This window comes from Arminella tubonensis, from assembly GCF_003240585.1.
GTDB classification, from domain to species: Bacteria; Pseudomonadota; Alphaproteobacteria; order Rhizobiales; family Rhizobiaceae; genus Rhizobium; species Rhizobium tubonense.
The window spans coordinates 1-14,977 of record NZ_PCDP01000041.1 but is presented as its reverse complement, the minus strand read 5'-3'; the positions used below and the strand labels follow the sequence as shown (position 1 = coordinate 14,977).

Below are 14,977 nucleotides of genomic sequence, written 5' to 3'. Positions count from 1 at the left end.
TTGATGTTTGGGCCCGGTTCCAATCGTGAGCCCGTATTTCCATCTTATCGGGGGCAACCACCCTCGCCAGCCATCATCTTATAAATTGAGCTGGGACGATCGCGCCGCGATTACCCCATGTTTGGGTGTCGGCTTTCCGAACGGGATCACCGACGCGCCATCCAGGAGACCCAAAATCTCCTGCTCCAACTCGTCGACGAGCAGAGAGAGTTCGCTATAGCGTATCAAGGCACCAGGAGAGTCCGAGGCCTGCCATTCTTGCGTAGTCGAGCAAATATTTTAATGGAACGTCGACCCAAGATTGACCGGCGAATAATTCAGGTCATCTTAAGATTCGGTCCATCGCCTGGTGCGCCCATGACCGTGCATCACGCACCCCGTCAGCCGTCGTCTGTGGTTCTACTAATCCAGCATTGTTCGAGAAACCTGCAGAGTGACATAGCCGCCCCGGTGAGTTACGATGACGTGTATCCGAGCGTTCCCAATCCCTTTTTCCAAAGGACTTTGTGATGGCTGACCCCGCTACCAAAAATCGCGCCTGTCCGTTCTGCAAGGAAGAGATTAAGACCTCAGCGACCCGCTGTATGCACTGCCATGCCGATATTCCTCCAGGAGCGGACGGACGTAAACGGCTTCCCATTATCCAGGGCCGCCAAATTCGTGCCTTAGCGCACCGTGTGCCTACAATCTCGCCGCTCGCCAACGAAGGGCCGTCGTCGGCATGCAATGACTTGGAGATCGACGATGCAGGCGTCTGGGAATACATCGGTGAGGATGATGACTATTGCTACTACTGGGGTCCCTCCTGAGAATATCTTCGAGCGCCACCACTTTGGTGATCCGCGTCGGCGTTGGACTTGCCGCGCATTGGGTACCTCGGACACCGCTTCCTTACGCGATTTGAAAAGCGCGGCTGCGGTCACACCTCTTTGGATAGACATCCCCATACAGGCATCTCGCAAAAGTTGTTGCCGTCTTCCCGGCCGGCTAGCTCGAAGCTACATCCCTCGTCTTCAAAGTCTCCCGGCGGATCAATGCTGGAACTGCTGGCCCTGTTTGCAAAATTAATCACCTCGATGTTGGATAAAATCGGCACGACGGCGCAAAGAGCTCTCAATAGGCACTTGCGACTGGTCCCCGCTACCGTGGCCGCCCTGTCGCTTATTGCTGGCGGCGCGCAAGCCGGTGCGAGGACACCTCACCATACGCCCGGCTTGCCTGCATGGCATTAGACTGCAAATGTACTGGAAGTTGCCGATTCCCAAGAGAAGGGACGCAGCAAAACCTGGATATGAAATCGACTCACCAGAGGCGAGCCGCTCCGTTGGGTTTGACCCTGCCTTAAAATCTCTTCAGGAGGGGCGGGCCTTTCGAATGTTTCCGGTTGGAAAGATCGTGCATGGGGGAGCAAGTCATTCCTGTTCATGATTTCCACCGCGAGGTGACACGCCAATGGTCACGCGTCCTCTGGGAGGAAGGACTTCTCCCATTTCCCACAATGATCGAGGAATCCATGAGTGCAGGTTTCGAAACACCCGATCCCTGGGAATTGTCGCCAGCAATGACAAGCTCAACGTCGACGTCGACGGCTCCTACTCGACGCACCTCGCCCCTTGATTGGTTACATTTCGCCAAACTGACTGATTGTGTTGTTGGCAGAACACAGCTGGGACAAGACCTCTCTCATGATGGAGCGATTTGATCGGACTGAAGCTTGTCCCTGAAGCCCTTTGGGCAAACAGTTAATGCGTGAACGGTGAAAACCGAATCACAAGGAGGAGACAAAGATGGTTCGATTGTTTGGCAAAGGCATTGCCGCATTTCTGTTTCTCGTCGGCGTGATCCTTATCGCGCTTGTTCCGATAGCCGTCTATCAGGCCGGAGAACAGTTTCTTTCATTCGTCGGTTTTGGATTGCTATTCGGCCTGCTCTTTACGGCGATAGGTTTGTTTTACCTATCACCCGCAGAAAAGCATCCAGCTTAGCGCCGAGCATGCCCGAAAAGCCGGAGCAATACGTCGGCATGGCTCCGCGGGGTCGAAGGCTTCTTCGGCAGATGGCGCGAATATTTCGCCATGGCCATGGCGGCAATGTCGGCATCAAAAACCGCGATCCAAGCAACTATCGCGTTTCCAACCTTGAAACGGTGGGGAGCGGCTTGGCGGCGACCGCGCACATCCAATCGCCAGCAGGCAACTCCCGCCACGAAAAATAGCCTTGGTCATTTCTGTGGTGCCCCCAAACCGTCTCGCCGGAGAGTTGAATAAAGACATTCTGAAGTCAACCAACATACCGTGCAAAACGCCCGAGCACTGCCGGACAAAAGGTTGTCATCGAGAGGCCGCCTTGCGCGGGATTATGATGGGGTCTGCAAAGCAGGAAACCTCTGCTGAAGCAGTAAGGGGCGGAATCCACGGCCCAAAAAATTCGTTGCAATTTAACCTTCATCTCCACACCTCGTTGACCCTGTCCGTTCAGTCGATTGAAAGAATCCTTAAATACAATCCGGTTTGAGTTCGGGGGCTCAGCATGGCGAAGTTTGTAGCACTCGTAGTCGCGCTTTCGAGCGGAGCCTTCGTCGCTTCCGGCGGCTATTCTCTTCTGCCGAATCTCTCGCTGCCCGCGTCGCTATCTGCCTCGCTACCCGCATCGCTGTCGCCATCCTGCAAAATCAAAGGTAACGTCAGCATCAAGACAGGCGAACGCATCTATCATATCCCCGGGCAGAAATATTATTCCGAGACGGTGATATCGCCCAGCTATGGCGAACGCTGGTTCTGCTCGGAATCTGAAGCAAAGGCTGCGGGATGGCGAAAGTCGCGCGTGTAGTGCGGGATATACTTCCAGAAACCCCGCTTCGGGCCGCTCTGTTCCTAGCTACTTGTTCCCTCTGACTATCCTTGTGCGGTAGGCCGCACGGATGGCGAGATAGTAGCAGAGCTGCAGGACATGTCCCGCGCCGTGGAATGCGGCACTGCAGACGTCTACCTTCATCTTGACTGGCGGAGAAAAATCCTGGAGTTCGCCGATAACCTTTCGTCCGGCGGGCAGGCCCGTGGTGAGTTCCTGCCTGAGAAGGAGCCAACGACGATAGCTCCTTGACAGCGCAACCCCTGAGAAAACATCCCTTTGATGGTTTGATAAAGCATAAACATTCTGATATATACCCCACAAAGGGAGCTATAAATGCGTCTGAGCATCGAAACATTTTGGGATGGCGGGTGGCACGCCGCAGCCAGCGTTACGATCGAGGATGAAGCTCGTGGGTTTACGGGGCCGTCGATCGTCGAGTACGACATCGACTTTTTCATGGAGTTCGCCGCCGTCGACCGTCTCAAGAAAAAGGTCAACGATGGCAGGGCATTATCCGTAAATTATCCTGTCGACCTCGAGAACAGGCACCGTGTTGCGTGGCCTCCTTTCCTCTTGGACCTCATGCCTCAAGGACATGCACGGCGCAAGCTCGCCGAACTCATGAAGCTGGACGTCGATGCGCGCGTATCCGACCTGCCCCTTCTGTTGCGCACAGGCAGTAACCCGATCGGCAATCTCCGCATTGCCGAAGCGGCGACGGCGGAACGTGATCGGCTTTCCGGGGTAAGGCGAGCGGGCGTTAGCGAAGACGACATCTTCGGGCGGACCGATTACTTCATCGAAGTCGTCGATCGCTTCGGCATGCTAGCGTCGGGATCGAGTGGTCTTCAAGGCGAATGGCCGAAGGTGTCGATGACGCGGGCAGCGGATGGCCTCTATTATCCGGACGCTCTTGTCGGCGACGACGAAGCCGTCAGCCACCACATCGTGAAGCTGCTCAGGAGCAACGACGCGCGGGACAGGCTTATTCTCGAGGCGGAGGCCGGCTACTCGGCTATCGCGGAAAAGCTCGGTCTCAACGTTCATGGCGTGTCGCGATATGGCAACGGAGTGCTGATGATCCCGCGCTTCGACCGTAAGGTCGGCGAGGCCGGTTTGCTGCGGAACGGCCAGGAAAGTATGGTCTCGGCATTGGGAGTGGCCGACTTCGGTCATGTCGCTAGCCACGAAGACTACATCGAGGTTCTAAAAAGGGTGTCCGACGAACCGTATGCCGATATCGCCGAGTACGTGAAGAGGGACATCGCGAACAGGGCGATGGGCAACCCCGACAACCATGGCAGAAACACCGCCTTGACGAAGACGCCTGACGGCCGCATCGGGCTGTCGCCTCTTTTCGATTTCGCTCCCATGAAGCTCGGAGCCGACGGAGTGGCAAAATCGACGCGATGGGCTGCCATGCGGGATACTCACCGGGACACCAATCCCGACTGGACCGAGGTTTGCCATGCCGTTTTCAAAGACGATGACGATCTGGCCTTCAAGCTGCGCAAGGAGATCGTGTCGTTCGCTGAGGGGCTTCAGGGAGCACCCGAGCGCGCTATTGAACAGGGTGTTCCAACCGATGCTGTGCAGGTAGCCATGCAGGATTGCGAAGCTGTCGCGGCCAGCGTGATTGCTGCGGGCAAGGATTGAGGAAGTGCGTCATGGCACGATGGAAAAAACCTTCCAAAGAAGAGATCAGTGAAGGACGTATCCGCTTGCGTGAAAAGGCGGCCGCTGGAGAACTCAGGTTCCCTACGGCCGTGGTGGAGATTCGCAAGTCGCTGGGTCTGACCCAGGAGCAGTTTGCGGCCATTACTGGCAACACCAAGCGACAGGTCCTCGAGATCGAGACTGGCAAGGCCAACCCGACAGTCGAGACACTCGAGCGGATCGCTCAGTTGTTCGGCTTCACGCTCGGGTTCGTGCCGAAATAGAGAAACTAGCGGAGGACGGGCCCTGGTTCGAAACAAGCGATTACGTCTCGAAGGCTCGCTCTTCAAAAATGACCGCCTCGGCGCCGATGGCGTCCAATCGTTCTGCCCGCTCCGTCAACTTCGTAGCACGACGAAATCCGGCGTGCCAGTCGGAGGGGTCGCTCGGTCATCTTTGGCATTACGTCGCTCGCTACCTCGGCCCATAGCAGCCGGCTGGAGGCCGGAGGAGGTAGCCGCCACCCTTGGAATCGGTGAGGGCGGTGTGTCGATGATTTATCCTGGAAAACTCGTCGAAGTTCGGTGGCAAGCCTGCGCCTGAGATCGATCGGCGGTGACGAAGGCGCCTCCGCGCTCGCCAACCGGGACTGACCGTGAGGATGCGCAATCGAGAAGACGTTTAGAGGTCAGTGGAGAGTAGCGGCGGTCTTCCGGTTCGAAAATTGGTGGACGAGCATAATGCCCTGCTCAAGCAGGAGTTCGGCTGCAGCCAGATCACGTGGCCCGAAGCCGCCTGACATGCCGCGGATGGTGTTGGCGACGCATGTGGAATTCGACGCGAAGCGTGCGTCGCCCTGGCCCTCCGCCTCCTCTGCCGTCGCCTCCAGGGCGGTGGCAACGGTATCGAGCAGGCTGGAGCGCTCAGCAAGCGTCATTTCATAAAGGGTTTTCGATATGCTGTTCATGATCGTCTCCTCGCGCAGACCATTAGGTCGCGGCGGTAATTGGTCGATGAAGTCAACTGCGGTGACCGGGAGATGGCGATTGGCTACCCGCGGAGCAAGTCATGGCTGCTACGCGTCACACGCATGAGTTTCGGACGATCGGACAGCGGCCCTGAAGTTCCCTCGCTGGAGCCCTTCCAAGCAGGCCCCCCCGACGAGGTTGCCGGCACCAAGTGTCACCGGCTTAAACTAAACACATCCAGAGCTTGTCTAGTGGTCATCGGCGTTGCTGTTGAGCGTTCCACGAGGGTGTTCGCGATTGCCGAAGTTGCTCGACTACTTTTGACCACGGATGTACCGGCACTGGCGAGAAGAGCGATGTGGAAGGGTCGGGGCGATTTCGCCCCGGCCTTGCCTTTCTGTCAAGGCGGAGCCCCAGGCCGTTTTCGACGGCTCTTCAGCCTCGGCACCTGGGCGATCCTCTGAAGGATCTGGGTCGCGATCGTATGCAGCCCTTAGGCTTCCAATTTCTACGAGATCGCTTCACAGACGTCCCCTGCTTTGCGCCTCTGCTGCCGATCAAAGCGTCAGGCAATGCCGTGAAACCCGAAATAAGTTGCTGCCCCGACCGCGAGCGCGACCAGTGTCGCGATGGAAAAAGCCAATGCATATGCGCGACTGCCGAATAGGACGGCAAGCACCATCTTTGTCACCAAATTGACAGCCGCTGCCAGAAGGATGGCTGTGGTCGCAACTTCGGTCGTAAGTATCGAGCCCGCCATACGCGTGGTCGATAGAGTGATTGCATCGAGATCGGCAAGTCCCGAAAATAGCGCGACTGGGAAGATCGCCGACACTCCGATCTGGTCGATCATAATCTTCGAGACAAGGGTTACAGCGCCCAGAAGGGCCCCGAAGCGCAGGACCGTCAGCAATTCAAACGGATTGCCTTGGCTGATGTCGACAGTGTTGCCGTCCCCCTCCACTTGCCTCGTCATCAAGAAACCAGCGGCAAGGAAGACGAGAATAACGGGAATGAACGCGACAGCGAGTTGGGGCACAAGAATGGGGGCTAGTATACCGCTAATGACCAATACGCGCCCAATCGACAGCGCTCCGGCAATCGACGCGCCCGCGGCGAGACTGTGGGTGGTTTGAGTGTTTCCCGATGACAGACGTGCAAAGGACAAGGTGACGGCCGTCGACGAAATGAAACCGCCCGCAGCGCCACCCAGAATTATTCCGTGTCTTGGTCCGGCGATCCGAATCGCCAGATAGCCGACATAGGAAATGGCGGCGATCATGATCGTCAGCAGCCAGAGCTGGAATGGATTGACGGAATTCCAGGGATCGATAGTTCTGTTGGGCAAGAGTGGCAGCGCGACGACCGTCATGACGAGAAGCATGAGGGCCGCTCTGAGCTCCAACCAGCTCAAATTTCGCAGAAATCGATGCAGAGGTTGGCGTGCCGCCAATAGCGCGGTCACGGCCACACCGCCTGCCCCCGCCACCGTCATGTCGGAAACCGTCGCCAGGACTCCAAGGATAAAGACAGTAAAGGCCGCTATGACACCAGTAACGCTGTAATCTTGTTCATGCTCGGCTTCGTATCTGTTGAAAACGATGAATGCGACACCGAACATCGTGAAGATGGCGGCAGGCAGAATAGGGCCAAGGGTGAGATCGAGGAACCCGGTCAGGCCACCCAGAAACCCGGACAAGCCAAAGGTTCGAATGCCGGCGGTCCTCTTGCCAGGCGCGGCCTCACGCTCCTGCCAGCCCCGCTCGATTCCGACGAGCATGCCGATCGCAAGAGCCAGGCCGAGACGTTGAGACACTTCCATGATTTCCATCTTTGGACGATAGTAACCAGACGGGCCGCGCGCAACCTGGACTGTGCCGATGGCCCGGCGTCGATGGTCACCGGCATCGAGCCGGAAGGGCTCAGGCTGATCCTCTGCGCCGCAGGCACGTCATTGATCACGGAGAAGCGAACTGCGAAAACGCAACGTACCCGTTTGTTCGACGATTCCAATACCCTCATGCCCGAGGATTCGACCTGTTGGGACATCGCCCTTAAGAATCTGAAGGTCGGTACCACAAATGGCCGTGCGTGTGATCCTGACGAGGACGTCCGTTGTCGCACTGATTTTGGGCATCGGGTCAAGCGCCTTCTGGCCTGGACCGCGATACACGAGCGCTTTCATGTTGGTTCTTGAATAGGGCCGCCTTTTTGTCGGTGCTGACCCCCTTCAAAAATCTTAGAATGCAATGGCCTAAGTAGCATTGATGTCGATCAAAGCTATATAGACGTGTCGGTTGTTTTCGCCGAACGGCTGATCGGCAAAGACGGTGTACAGTGTCCGTTCAAAAGAATGTTGCAGATGAAGAAGAGCGCCGGCATCCTGATGTATCGAAAAACGGAAAACGATATTATGGTGTTACTGGTCCACCCTGGGGGGCCTTTCTGGCGTAAGCGCGATGAAGGGACATGGTCCATTCCGAAGGGCGAATACACGGAGAATGAATCATCCGAGGCGGCGGCTCTGCGGGAATTCGCCGAGGAAACGGGGGGTGTCCCCGAAGGTCGATTGCACACCCTGGGTGAACTGCGCCAGAGGAGTGGAAAGCGGGTGACAGCCTTTGCGCTTGAAGGCAACTTCGACACCTCGACGCTACACAGCAACTTGTTCGAAATGGAGTGGCCGCCGCACAGCGGGCGTATCCAGGCTTTCCCCGAGGTTGATCGCGCTGAGTGGTTTTGCCTTTCCGACGCTCGCCGGAAGATCGTTGGCGGCCAGCGCCCTTTTTTGGAACGTTTGGCAGGTCTCTGACATCCGAGTGTGAAACCGAGCACTTCCAATGCGACGGGGCGGAAAGTTGTTGAAGATCAGCGCCTGCCTTTCAATTGCGAGGAGCCGACTTTTGGGGCGGCTTGCGCGCCGCCCTTGCGTTCCAATGCCCACCTAGGGCGCGCAAGGCGTCAACCTGATAGGTGAGCGGATTGATCCGCGCGACGACGCGCAACCATACCGGCATCAAGCGCCCACCAGTCACGGAGTCAAACTTTCCTTGACCGAGATCAATGCGGGCGGGAAGGCCTTGAACAACTGTGGATGCAAGATCTGCCCGGTCAGCAGTGGGAAGCGGGACCTCTTGCAGGCATACAGGCCGGACCCTCGCGTCAGGCGACCGCGGGCCCCCAAGCAATGAAATGGATGACACGATGAACGCACTCGCAACTGTTCCGGCTCCGCTAAGCGTTGACGAACTGCGCAAAATTGACGCCTGGTGGAGGGCCGCGAACTACCTGAACATCGGCCAGATCTACCTTTGCGCAAATCCGCTGCTCAAGGAAAAGTTAACGGTTGAGCACATCAAGCCGCGGCTCCTCGGCCATTGGGGCACGTCACCGGGCCTCAATCTGATTTATGTCCACCTGAACCGCCTAATCAAGAAATATGATCTCAATACGATCTACATGGCAGGACCAGGCCACGGAGGCCCCGCATTGATCGCCAACGTCTGGCTCGAGGGAAGTTATACCGAGTTCTACCCCGAGATCACAGGCAATGAGACAGGAATGCTTCGTCTCTTTCGGCAGTTTTCCACGCCAGGCGGTGTGCCAAGCCATGTCAGCGTTCAGACACCTGGATCCATCCACGAGGGCGGTGAACTCGGCTATGTCCTGGTCCATGCCTTCGGCGCGGTCATGGACAATCCCGACCTATTGGTCGCGGCGGTTGTTGGGGACGGAGAATCGGAAACCGGACCGCTTGCCGGGAGCTGGAAGAGTATTGATTTCATCAATCCGACACGGGACGGAGCGGTCCTGCCGATCCTGCATCTGAATGGCTACAAGATTTCCGGTCCGACGGTCTGGGCCCGGCACAGCGATGCCGACCTGGCAAAATTCTTCGAGGGCCAGGGCTATCAATCCTATTTTGTCGAGGGCGACGTCCCTGAAATCGTACACCAGGAATTCGCAAGCACGTTGGAAACGGCAGTGTCGAGCATCCGCACCATCCAGAAGCAAGCCCGAGAGAGGGGTTCGAGCGTCCGGCCGCTCTGGCCCATGATCATCCTTCGCACGCCGAAAGGCTGGACGGGGCCGAAGATCGTCGATGGCCTGCAGGTCGAGGGCACGTTCCGCGCTCACCAGGTCCCGGTATCGGAGGTCCTTACCAAGCCTGAGCATCTGAAAATCCTGGAAGACTGGATGCGCAGCTATCGGCCAGAGGAGTTGTTCGACGACGGAGGTCGCTTTCGCCCCGAATACGCCGATCTCGCTCCGGCAGGTCCTCGTCGAATGGGCTCAAACCCGCATGCCAATGGCGGGCTCTTGACCGTGCCACTGACGCTTCCGGACTTCAACCGTTACGAGGTCAAGTTCGAACAACGCGCGCGCGACAAGGTCGGATCAACGGCAGTGCTCGGCCAATACATTCGGGATATCTACGAGAGCAACCCCGACAATTTCCGGCTGTTCTGCCCCGACGAGACGAATTCGAACCGGCTCGGCGCGGTTTTCGAAGTTTCGGACCGATGCCTGGTCAGCGATATCTTGCCAGGCGACGACCATGTTTCGCACGACGGACGAGTGATGGAGGTGCTGAGCGAGCATTGTTGTCACGGATGGCTCGAGGGCTACACGCTGACTGGACGTCATGGCCTGTTTGCCACCTATGAGGCGTTTGCGATGATCGTTGATTCCATGTCGATGCAGCATGGTAAATGGCTCGAACATGCCAAGGGAGTTCCTTGGCGCGCTGACGTGCCGTCACTCAACTATCTCCTGACTTCGACGTGCTGGCGCAACGACCACAACGGCTTCAGCCATCAGGGGCCAGGCTTCATCGATACGGTCATTCACCGTAAGCCGACGGTGGCCCGGGTCTACCTGCCAGCGGATGCTAACTGCCTGCTTTCTGTCGCCGACCATTGCCTGCGGAGCGTCAACTACTTGAATCTGATTGTCATCGACAAGCAGCCGCAACTGCAGTGGCTGACGATGGAGGAGGCCAAGGTCCATTGCGCCAAGGGTGCGAGCGTATGGGACATGTACAGCAACCAGCCGGAAGAGCCCGATGTCGTTTTGGCCTGTGCTGGCGACGTTCCCACGCAAGAGGTGATTGCCGCCGCCTGGATGTTGCGGCAGCAGGCACCCGACCTGAAGGTCCGCGTCGTAAACGTCGTTGATCTGATGCGGCTCTGCCCTGCCGATCGGCACCCGCATGGCATGACGGACGCAGATTTCGTCGACATATTCACCGCCACCGCTCCGGTAATCTTCGCGTTTCACGGCTATCCTGGTGTCATCCACGACCTGTTGCATGGACGTGAGGCGCATGACAGGTTTCATGTTCGCGGCTATCTGGAAGAGGGCACGACGACGACACCCTTCGATATGGTTGTCCTGAACAAGATGAGCCGCCTCCATCTCTGCCTGGACGTGCTGCGGTACGTTCCCGGCATGCTGGTCAAGCACGGCAGATTGGTCGCGGGTTGCACCGAACTGCTCGAAGAGCACGACAGATACATCCGCGAGCATTTTGACGACCTTCCCGAGATCAAGGATTGGGCGTGGTCGGAATAGGCTTGGTTCATCACGACGCAAGGCTGAAGCGCTTCCCATTAGGGAGCGCGGGTGGCGATGGTTCGGAGAGGAGCAAATCGGCCCCACCCCCTTTCGATGGGTGGGCGGCTGACCATTGCGACGTTGCCTAAATCTCTTGCTAGGCAAGGTTGAAGGCGGCATGCCTTGATGACCGTCGAACTCGTCGCGGCCGAACCGCGGGCGGATGTGAAGTCGGGCGTAGCAACGCTCAGCGGCGTCATCTTCGATGAACGCGAGAGACTGGCCGCGCGCGTTGCGGCAGAGAATGTGCCGGGCGTCAAAGCGGTGATCGATGAACTCACCTGGGTCGACCCCATGTCCGGCATGACCATGCCTCCGCCCAGTATGGCGGGAGGACTGTGACCCGCAATTCGACATCATTGCGAGCGCTCTCAATTCTGCGAACGCCATTCGGGGATCTTCCTGTGCAAGCTGACACCATGACAATTCCCCAAACTTCCATCAAACCCGGGACCCAGAATGCCTATTGGGCGCACCCGGCTTCACAATTGCTGGCGGAATACCGCACAAACGTGCGCGGCCTCTCCGCTAGCGATGCAAAGGAACGTCTCGCCACGACGGGGCCCAACACGATTGGCCGTCGGTCACGCACCACCGCCCTTGGCACCTTTGCCTGGCAATTTCGCAATCCGCTCGTTCTCATTCTCATCTTTGCCGCGATTGTTTCGGCCGTCGTCGGAGACGTAAGCGATGCGCTGATCATTGGTCTGATCGTGCTGGCGAGCTGTGTGCTGAGCTTCAGCCAGGAATATCGCGCGTCAAAAACGATGGAGAGCCTGCGCCAGACAATTTCCAGCAAGGCAACGGTTTTGCGGGATGGCAAAGAACTAGCGGTCCCCGTCGAGGACGTCGTGCCAGGAGATATCGTCAAACTATCGGCGGGCAATTTGATCCCAGCCGACGGCGTGATCCTTGATTCCCGCGATTTCAATGTCAGTGAAGCTGCCCTGACGGGCGAGACCTTTCCGGTGGTGAAATCGGCTGGCGAGACCAGCGCCGAGGCGACCCTTGGGCAAAGAACCAACGTCGTGTTCACAGGCACGTCGGTGCGAAGTGGCACAGCAACGGTGGTCACGACACGCACCGGCGGAACAACCGAACTTGCCAGCATCGCCGCGGCAATCGATCGCCAAGCCCCTGAAACCGGCTTCGCCAAGGGTATCCGTCATTTCGGGACGCTCATGACTGAGGTCATGTTGGCGATCGTCATCGTTGTCTTTGTAGCCAATCTCCTTCTGCATCGTCCCCTGATCGAATCGCTGCTGTTTTCGCTCGCCCTTGCCGTTGGCCTGACCCCGGAATTGCTGCCGGCGATTATCAGCGTGACCCTGGCCCGCGGCGCGCGTGCCATGGCAAAGAACGGCGTCATCGTGCGCAAGCTTGAGGCGCTTGAAAACCTCGGCAGCATGGACATACTTTGTACCGACAAGACCGGGACGCTGACCGAGGGCGTCATTCATCTCGACGGCTGCTTGGACAGCGAGGGACAGACTTCGGCCGACGTCACGGTGTGGGCAACGCTCAACGCGACATTGCAAACAGGGCTTGCCAATCCCTTGGACGATGCGATCGCATTGGCGGCTAAAGGCGCGGATCTCTCGCAATATTCGAAGGTTGACGAGATCCCGTATGATTTCATTCGAAAGAGATTGACCGTGGTCGTCCGCGAGGCCGCCCAAGCGACGTCCGACCTGATGATTTGCAAGGGAGCGGTCAGCAATGTGTTGGAGATCTGCTCCTCGGTCCTCGATGGGTCGCAATCCGAAGCGCTCGACGACGCCAGCCGCAAACGCATCGACGAAAAGTTTCAGGCCTGGAGCGCACAGGGGTTCCGGGTACTCGGTTTGGCGGTGCGTCGGATCGATCGACAAGCCGCGTATCGCCGCCAGGACGAGACCGGGCTTGCATTCGCGGGTTTTCTTCTCTTTCTCGATCCGCCGAAATCTGGCGTATCGGAGACGCTCGCGGCCCTTTCGGCGCGCGGTATCGGCATCAAGGTCATTACCGGCGACAACCGCTACGTCGCACGTCACCTGGCCGCCGCGATCGGCATCAAGGTTGGCCGGGTCATGACCGGCGAAGAACTGTCGCATATGACAAAGGATGGACTGCTTCGTCTCGCGCCGAAGACGGATCTGTTCGTCGAGATCGACCCAAATCAGAAGGAACGGATTATCGAAGCGTTGCGTCGGCACGGTCATGTCGTCGGCTATATGGGAGACGGCATAAACGATGCGCCGGCGCTGCACGAAGCCGATATCGGCATTTCAGTCGACACCGCTGTCGACGTTGCGCGTGAGGCCGCCGACATGATCCTCTTGAAGCAAGATTTGGGTGTTCTCCTGCGTGGCATCGACGACGGACGGCGAACCTTTGCCAATACAATGAAGTATGTGTCAATCACGACAAGCGCAAATTTCGGCAACATGATCAGCATGGCGTGCGCTTCGCTTTTTCTCCCCTTTCTACCGCTGCTCGCCAAACAAATATTGCTGAACAACCTGTTGTCGTCGATTCCCTCGCTGGCCATTGCCGGAGACAATGTGGACCCTGAACAGGTCGAGATACCGCGCCGATGGGATATCGGTCAGGTGCGTCGCTTCATGGTCAGTTTCGGGCTTGTCAGCTCAGGGTTCGACTTTCTCACTTTCGGCTTTCTGCTCCTGGCGATGCACGCGACAGCGGACACATTTCGGACCGCCTGGTTTGTGGAGTCGCTCATTACCCAACTTGCCATCCTGCTTGTCGTGCGCACCCACATGGCCTTCTGGAACAGCCGCCCGAGCCCGATGCTTGCAATGCTGACACTGGGGATAGCCCTTCTTGCCCTAGCGTTTCCGTATCTGCCGTTTGCCGCCTGGTTTGGCTTGGTTGCACTTCCAGCCCCGATCGTCGCTGGCCTGCTGACAATTTCGATGCTTTATGTGATCGTCTCCGAGGCGACAAAACGATGGTTCTTCGCTCGCGGACGCGAAGCACATCGTCGCCGGACGACCATGCGACGCGGATTGCCACACAATTGAGACGCCTGCGGCAGGATCGGCGCGTGACAGATGACGCAGGCGTCTATGCTCGTTCCTGTCTTCCCCGCTAGCTAAGAGCGCTAGGCAAACGCCGCTCACATTGACTGAGATCAAAGACCCTTTTGCAACTTCGCTCAATACCCCGCTGGGTGAAAGCCAAGAGGACAATGCCTTGCTGCCAAACCTTCTCAGTTTCGTTCTGTCGTTCGGCGAGGGCATCAACTTGCCATGGTCACGATGTCCGTCGCGATTTTTGCCCTTGGCACCGCGCCGCTCGAGGTGCAACGGCGTATCGTGAATACCTCTACCACGACTGGTTCGTTCACTACGATCGCTCTGCTGGCGCTCGTCTATTTGGCACTCAACCTCTCGGAAGGGCTGATCAAAGTCGTCTTCAATCCCTACACGATCGGGATCGGCGAACGGGCGATCCAATGGTTGCGACTTTTCGTTCTCAGGAAATCCGAAGGAGGAGGAATCCTGTTTCCGGGGATGGCGAACCAAGCGATACAGCTCTCGATCGTGCTGGACGAGGCCGAACCCGTTGGAGGGTTTGTCGGCTCCCGCCTCACGCAACCTATTTTGCAGGGCGGGATTCTTGTCTGCGGATATCTGTTCTATCTGCAGCCGCTCATTGTCGCCGTCGTCCTTCTCCCGCAAGTCGGCTTTGCCCCCTGATGCAGCGGGCCATCAACAGACAGGTCGAGAAGAAGATCATCGTCACGCGGGATTTAATACCAACCCTCATTGAAATTGACTCTCGGGATTCCCAAAAGCGTGCGAATCTGAATCGATGGCGCAAACAGGAGGTTTGCGATGGGTTCGGCGGTTTCTTTGCGAGTGGATTTTGATGGGGACAAA

General features: G+C 57.7%; 14 protein-coding genes. 11 read left to right on the top strand and 3 right to left on the bottom strand.

Annotated features, from left to right (window positions below; all coding sequences use genetic code 11):
• Positions 1–509: 509 nt before the first annotated feature.
• From CPY51_RS21725 to CPY51_RS21695, 6 genes are all read left to right on the top strand, one after another.
• Positions 510–809, top strand: coding sequence for a hypothetical protein (locus CPY51_RS21725; RefSeq protein WP_146260157.1), 300 nt, complete (start codon positions 510–512; stop codon positions 807–809).
• Positions 810–1,034: 225 nt separating this feature from the next.
• Positions 1,035–1,232: a hypothetical protein gene (locus CPY51_RS21720; protein ID WP_111162323.1), complete on the top strand. Its 198-nt coding sequence runs from the start codon at positions 1,035–1,037 to the stop codon at positions 1,230–1,232.
• 555 nt (positions 1,233–1,787) lie between these two features.
• A complete protein-coding gene (locus tag CPY51_RS32555; RefSeq protein WP_111162322.1) occupies positions 1,788–1,985 on the top strand; it encodes a hypothetical protein in 198 nt (65 codons plus the stop codon).
• A 544-nt stretch (positions 1,986–2,529) separates the two neighbouring features.
• Positions 2,530–2,829 carry a sunset domain-containing protein gene (locus CPY51_RS21705; protein WP_111162320.1) on the top strand — a complete coding sequence of 100 codons (300 nt, stop codon included), beginning with the start codon at positions 2,530–2,532 and terminating at the stop codon, positions 2,827–2,829.
• 357 nt (positions 2,830–3,186) lie between these two features.
• On the top strand, positions 3,187–4,509 hold the full coding sequence (locus tag CPY51_RS21700; RefSeq protein WP_111162319.1) for a type II toxin-antitoxin system HipA family toxin: 1,323 nt from the start codon (positions 3,187–3,189) through the stop codon (positions 4,507–4,509).
• Between the two features lie 11 nt (positions 4,510–4,520).
• Entirely contained in the window at positions 4,521–4,793 is a 273-nt protein-coding gene (locus tag CPY51_RS21695) for a helix-turn-helix domain-containing protein (protein WP_111162318.1), read from the top strand.
• Between the two features lie 404 nt (positions 4,794–5,197).
• Here the strand turns inward: CPY51_RS21695 and CPY51_RS21690 are convergent, their stop codons facing one another.
• The 3 genes from CPY51_RS21690 to CPY51_RS21675 all read right to left on the bottom strand — a co-directional run bounded on the left by CPY51_RS21690 (position 5,198) and on the right by CPY51_RS21675 (position 7,614).
• Entirely contained in the window at positions 5,198–5,476 is a 279-nt protein-coding gene (locus CPY51_RS21690; RefSeq protein WP_111162317.1) for a hypothetical protein, read from the bottom strand.
• 566 nt (positions 5,477–6,042) lie between these two features.
• Positions 6,043–7,299, bottom strand: coding sequence for an MgtC/SapB family protein (locus CPY51_RS21680; protein ID WP_338049438.1), 1,257 nt, complete (start codon positions 7,297–7,299; stop codon positions 6,043–6,045).
• A 129-nt stretch (positions 7,300–7,428) separates the two neighbouring features.
• A complete protein-coding gene (locus CPY51_RS21675; protein ID WP_338049439.1) occupies positions 7,429–7,614 on the bottom strand; it encodes an alcohol dehydrogenase catalytic domain-containing protein in 186 nt (61 codons plus the stop codon).
• Between the two features lie 225 nt (positions 7,615–7,839).
• Between CPY51_RS21675 and CPY51_RS21670 the strand changes: the two genes are divergently transcribed.
• The 5 genes from CPY51_RS21670 to CPY51_RS21645 all read left to right on the top strand — a co-directional run bounded on the left by CPY51_RS21670 (position 7,840) and on the right by CPY51_RS21645 (position 14,794).
• Positions 7,840–8,289 carry an NUDIX hydrolase gene (locus CPY51_RS21670; protein WP_111162326.1) on the top strand — a complete coding sequence of 150 codons (450 nt, stop codon included), beginning with the start codon at positions 7,840–7,842 and terminating at the stop codon, positions 8,287–8,289.
• A 392-nt stretch (positions 8,290–8,681) separates the two neighbouring features.
• Positions 8,682–11,051, top strand: coding sequence for a phosphoketolase family protein (locus tag CPY51_RS21660; RefSeq protein WP_111162313.1), 2,370 nt, complete (start codon positions 8,682–8,684; stop codon positions 11,049–11,051).
• Between the two features lie 168 nt (positions 11,052–11,219).
• The gene (locus CPY51_RS21655) at positions 11,220–11,435 is read left to right on the top strand and encodes a BON domain-containing protein (RefSeq protein WP_111162312.1); all 216 of its coding nucleotides are present in this window, start codon (positions 11,220–11,222) and stop codon (positions 11,433–11,435) included.
• Positions 11,436–11,512: 77 nt separating this feature from the next.
• Positions 11,513–14,116: a magnesium-translocating P-type ATPase gene (gene mgtA / locus CPY51_RS21650; RefSeq protein WP_111162325.1), complete on the top strand. Its 2,604-nt coding sequence runs from the start codon at positions 11,513–11,515 to the stop codon at positions 14,114–14,116.
• Between the two features lie 228 nt (positions 14,117–14,344).
• Entirely contained in the window at positions 14,345–14,794 is a 450-nt protein-coding gene (locus tag CPY51_RS21645) for a hypothetical protein (protein ID WP_111162311.1), read from the top strand.
• Positions 14,795–14,977 lie beyond the last annotated feature (183 nt).

What these genes read in the sequence shown, in the direction of transcription:
- CPY51_RS21680 (WP_338049438.1), bottom strand. Translation starts at nt 7,299, where the DNA reads ATGGAAGTGTCTCAACGTCTCGGCCTGGCTCTTGCGATCGGCATGCTC.
- CPY51_RS21660 (WP_111162313.1), top strand. Translation starts at nt 8,682, where the DNA reads ATGAACGCACTCGCAACTGTTCCGGCTCCGCTAAGCGTTGACGAACTG.
- CPY51_RS21670 (WP_111162326.1), top strand. Translation starts at nt 7,840, where the DNA reads ATGAAGAAGAGCGCCGGCATCCTGATGTATCGAAAAACGGAAAACGAT.
- CPY51_RS32555 (WP_111162322.1), top strand. Translation starts at nt 1,788, where the DNA reads ATGGTTCGATTGTTTGGCAAAGGCATTGCCGCATTTCTGTTTCTCGTC.
- CPY51_RS21725 (WP_146260157.1), top strand. Translation starts at nt 510, where the DNA reads ATGGCTGACCCCGCTACCAAAAATCGCGCCTGTCCGTTCTGCAAGGAA.
- mgtA (WP_111162325.1), top strand. Translation starts at nt 11,513, where the DNA reads ATGACAATTCCCCAAACTTCCATCAAACCCGGGACCCAGAATGCCTAT.
- CPY51_RS21700 (WP_111162319.1), top strand. Translation starts at nt 3,187, where the DNA reads ATGCGTCTGAGCATCGAAACATTTTGGGATGGCGGGTGGCACGCCGCA.
- CPY51_RS21675 (WP_338049439.1), bottom strand. Translation starts at nt 7,614, where the DNA reads ATGCCCAAAATCAGTGCGACAACGGACGTCCTCGTCAGGATCACACGC.
- CPY51_RS21705 (WP_111162320.1), top strand. Translation starts at nt 2,530, where the DNA reads ATGGCGAAGTTTGTAGCACTCGTAGTCGCGCTTTCGAGCGGAGCCTTC.
- CPY51_RS21690 (WP_111162317.1), bottom strand. Translation starts at nt 5,476, where the DNA reads ATGAACAGCATATCGAAAACCCTTTATGAAATGACGCTTGCTGAGCGC.
- CPY51_RS21695 (WP_111162318.1), top strand. Translation starts at nt 4,521, where the DNA reads ATGGCACGATGGAAAAAACCTTCCAAAGAAGAGATCAGTGAAGGACGT.
- CPY51_RS21655 (WP_111162312.1), top strand. Translation starts at nt 11,220, where the DNA reads ATGACCGTCGAACTCGTCGCGGCCGAACCGCGGGCGGATGTGAAGTCG.
- CPY51_RS21720 (WP_111162323.1), top strand. Translation starts at nt 1,035, where the DNA reads ATGCTGGAACTGCTGGCCCTGTTTGCAAAATTAATCACCTCGATGTTG.
- CPY51_RS21645 (WP_111162311.1), top strand. Translation starts at nt 14,345, where the DNA reads ATGGTCACGATGTCCGTCGCGATTTTTGCCCTTGGCACCGCGCCGCTC.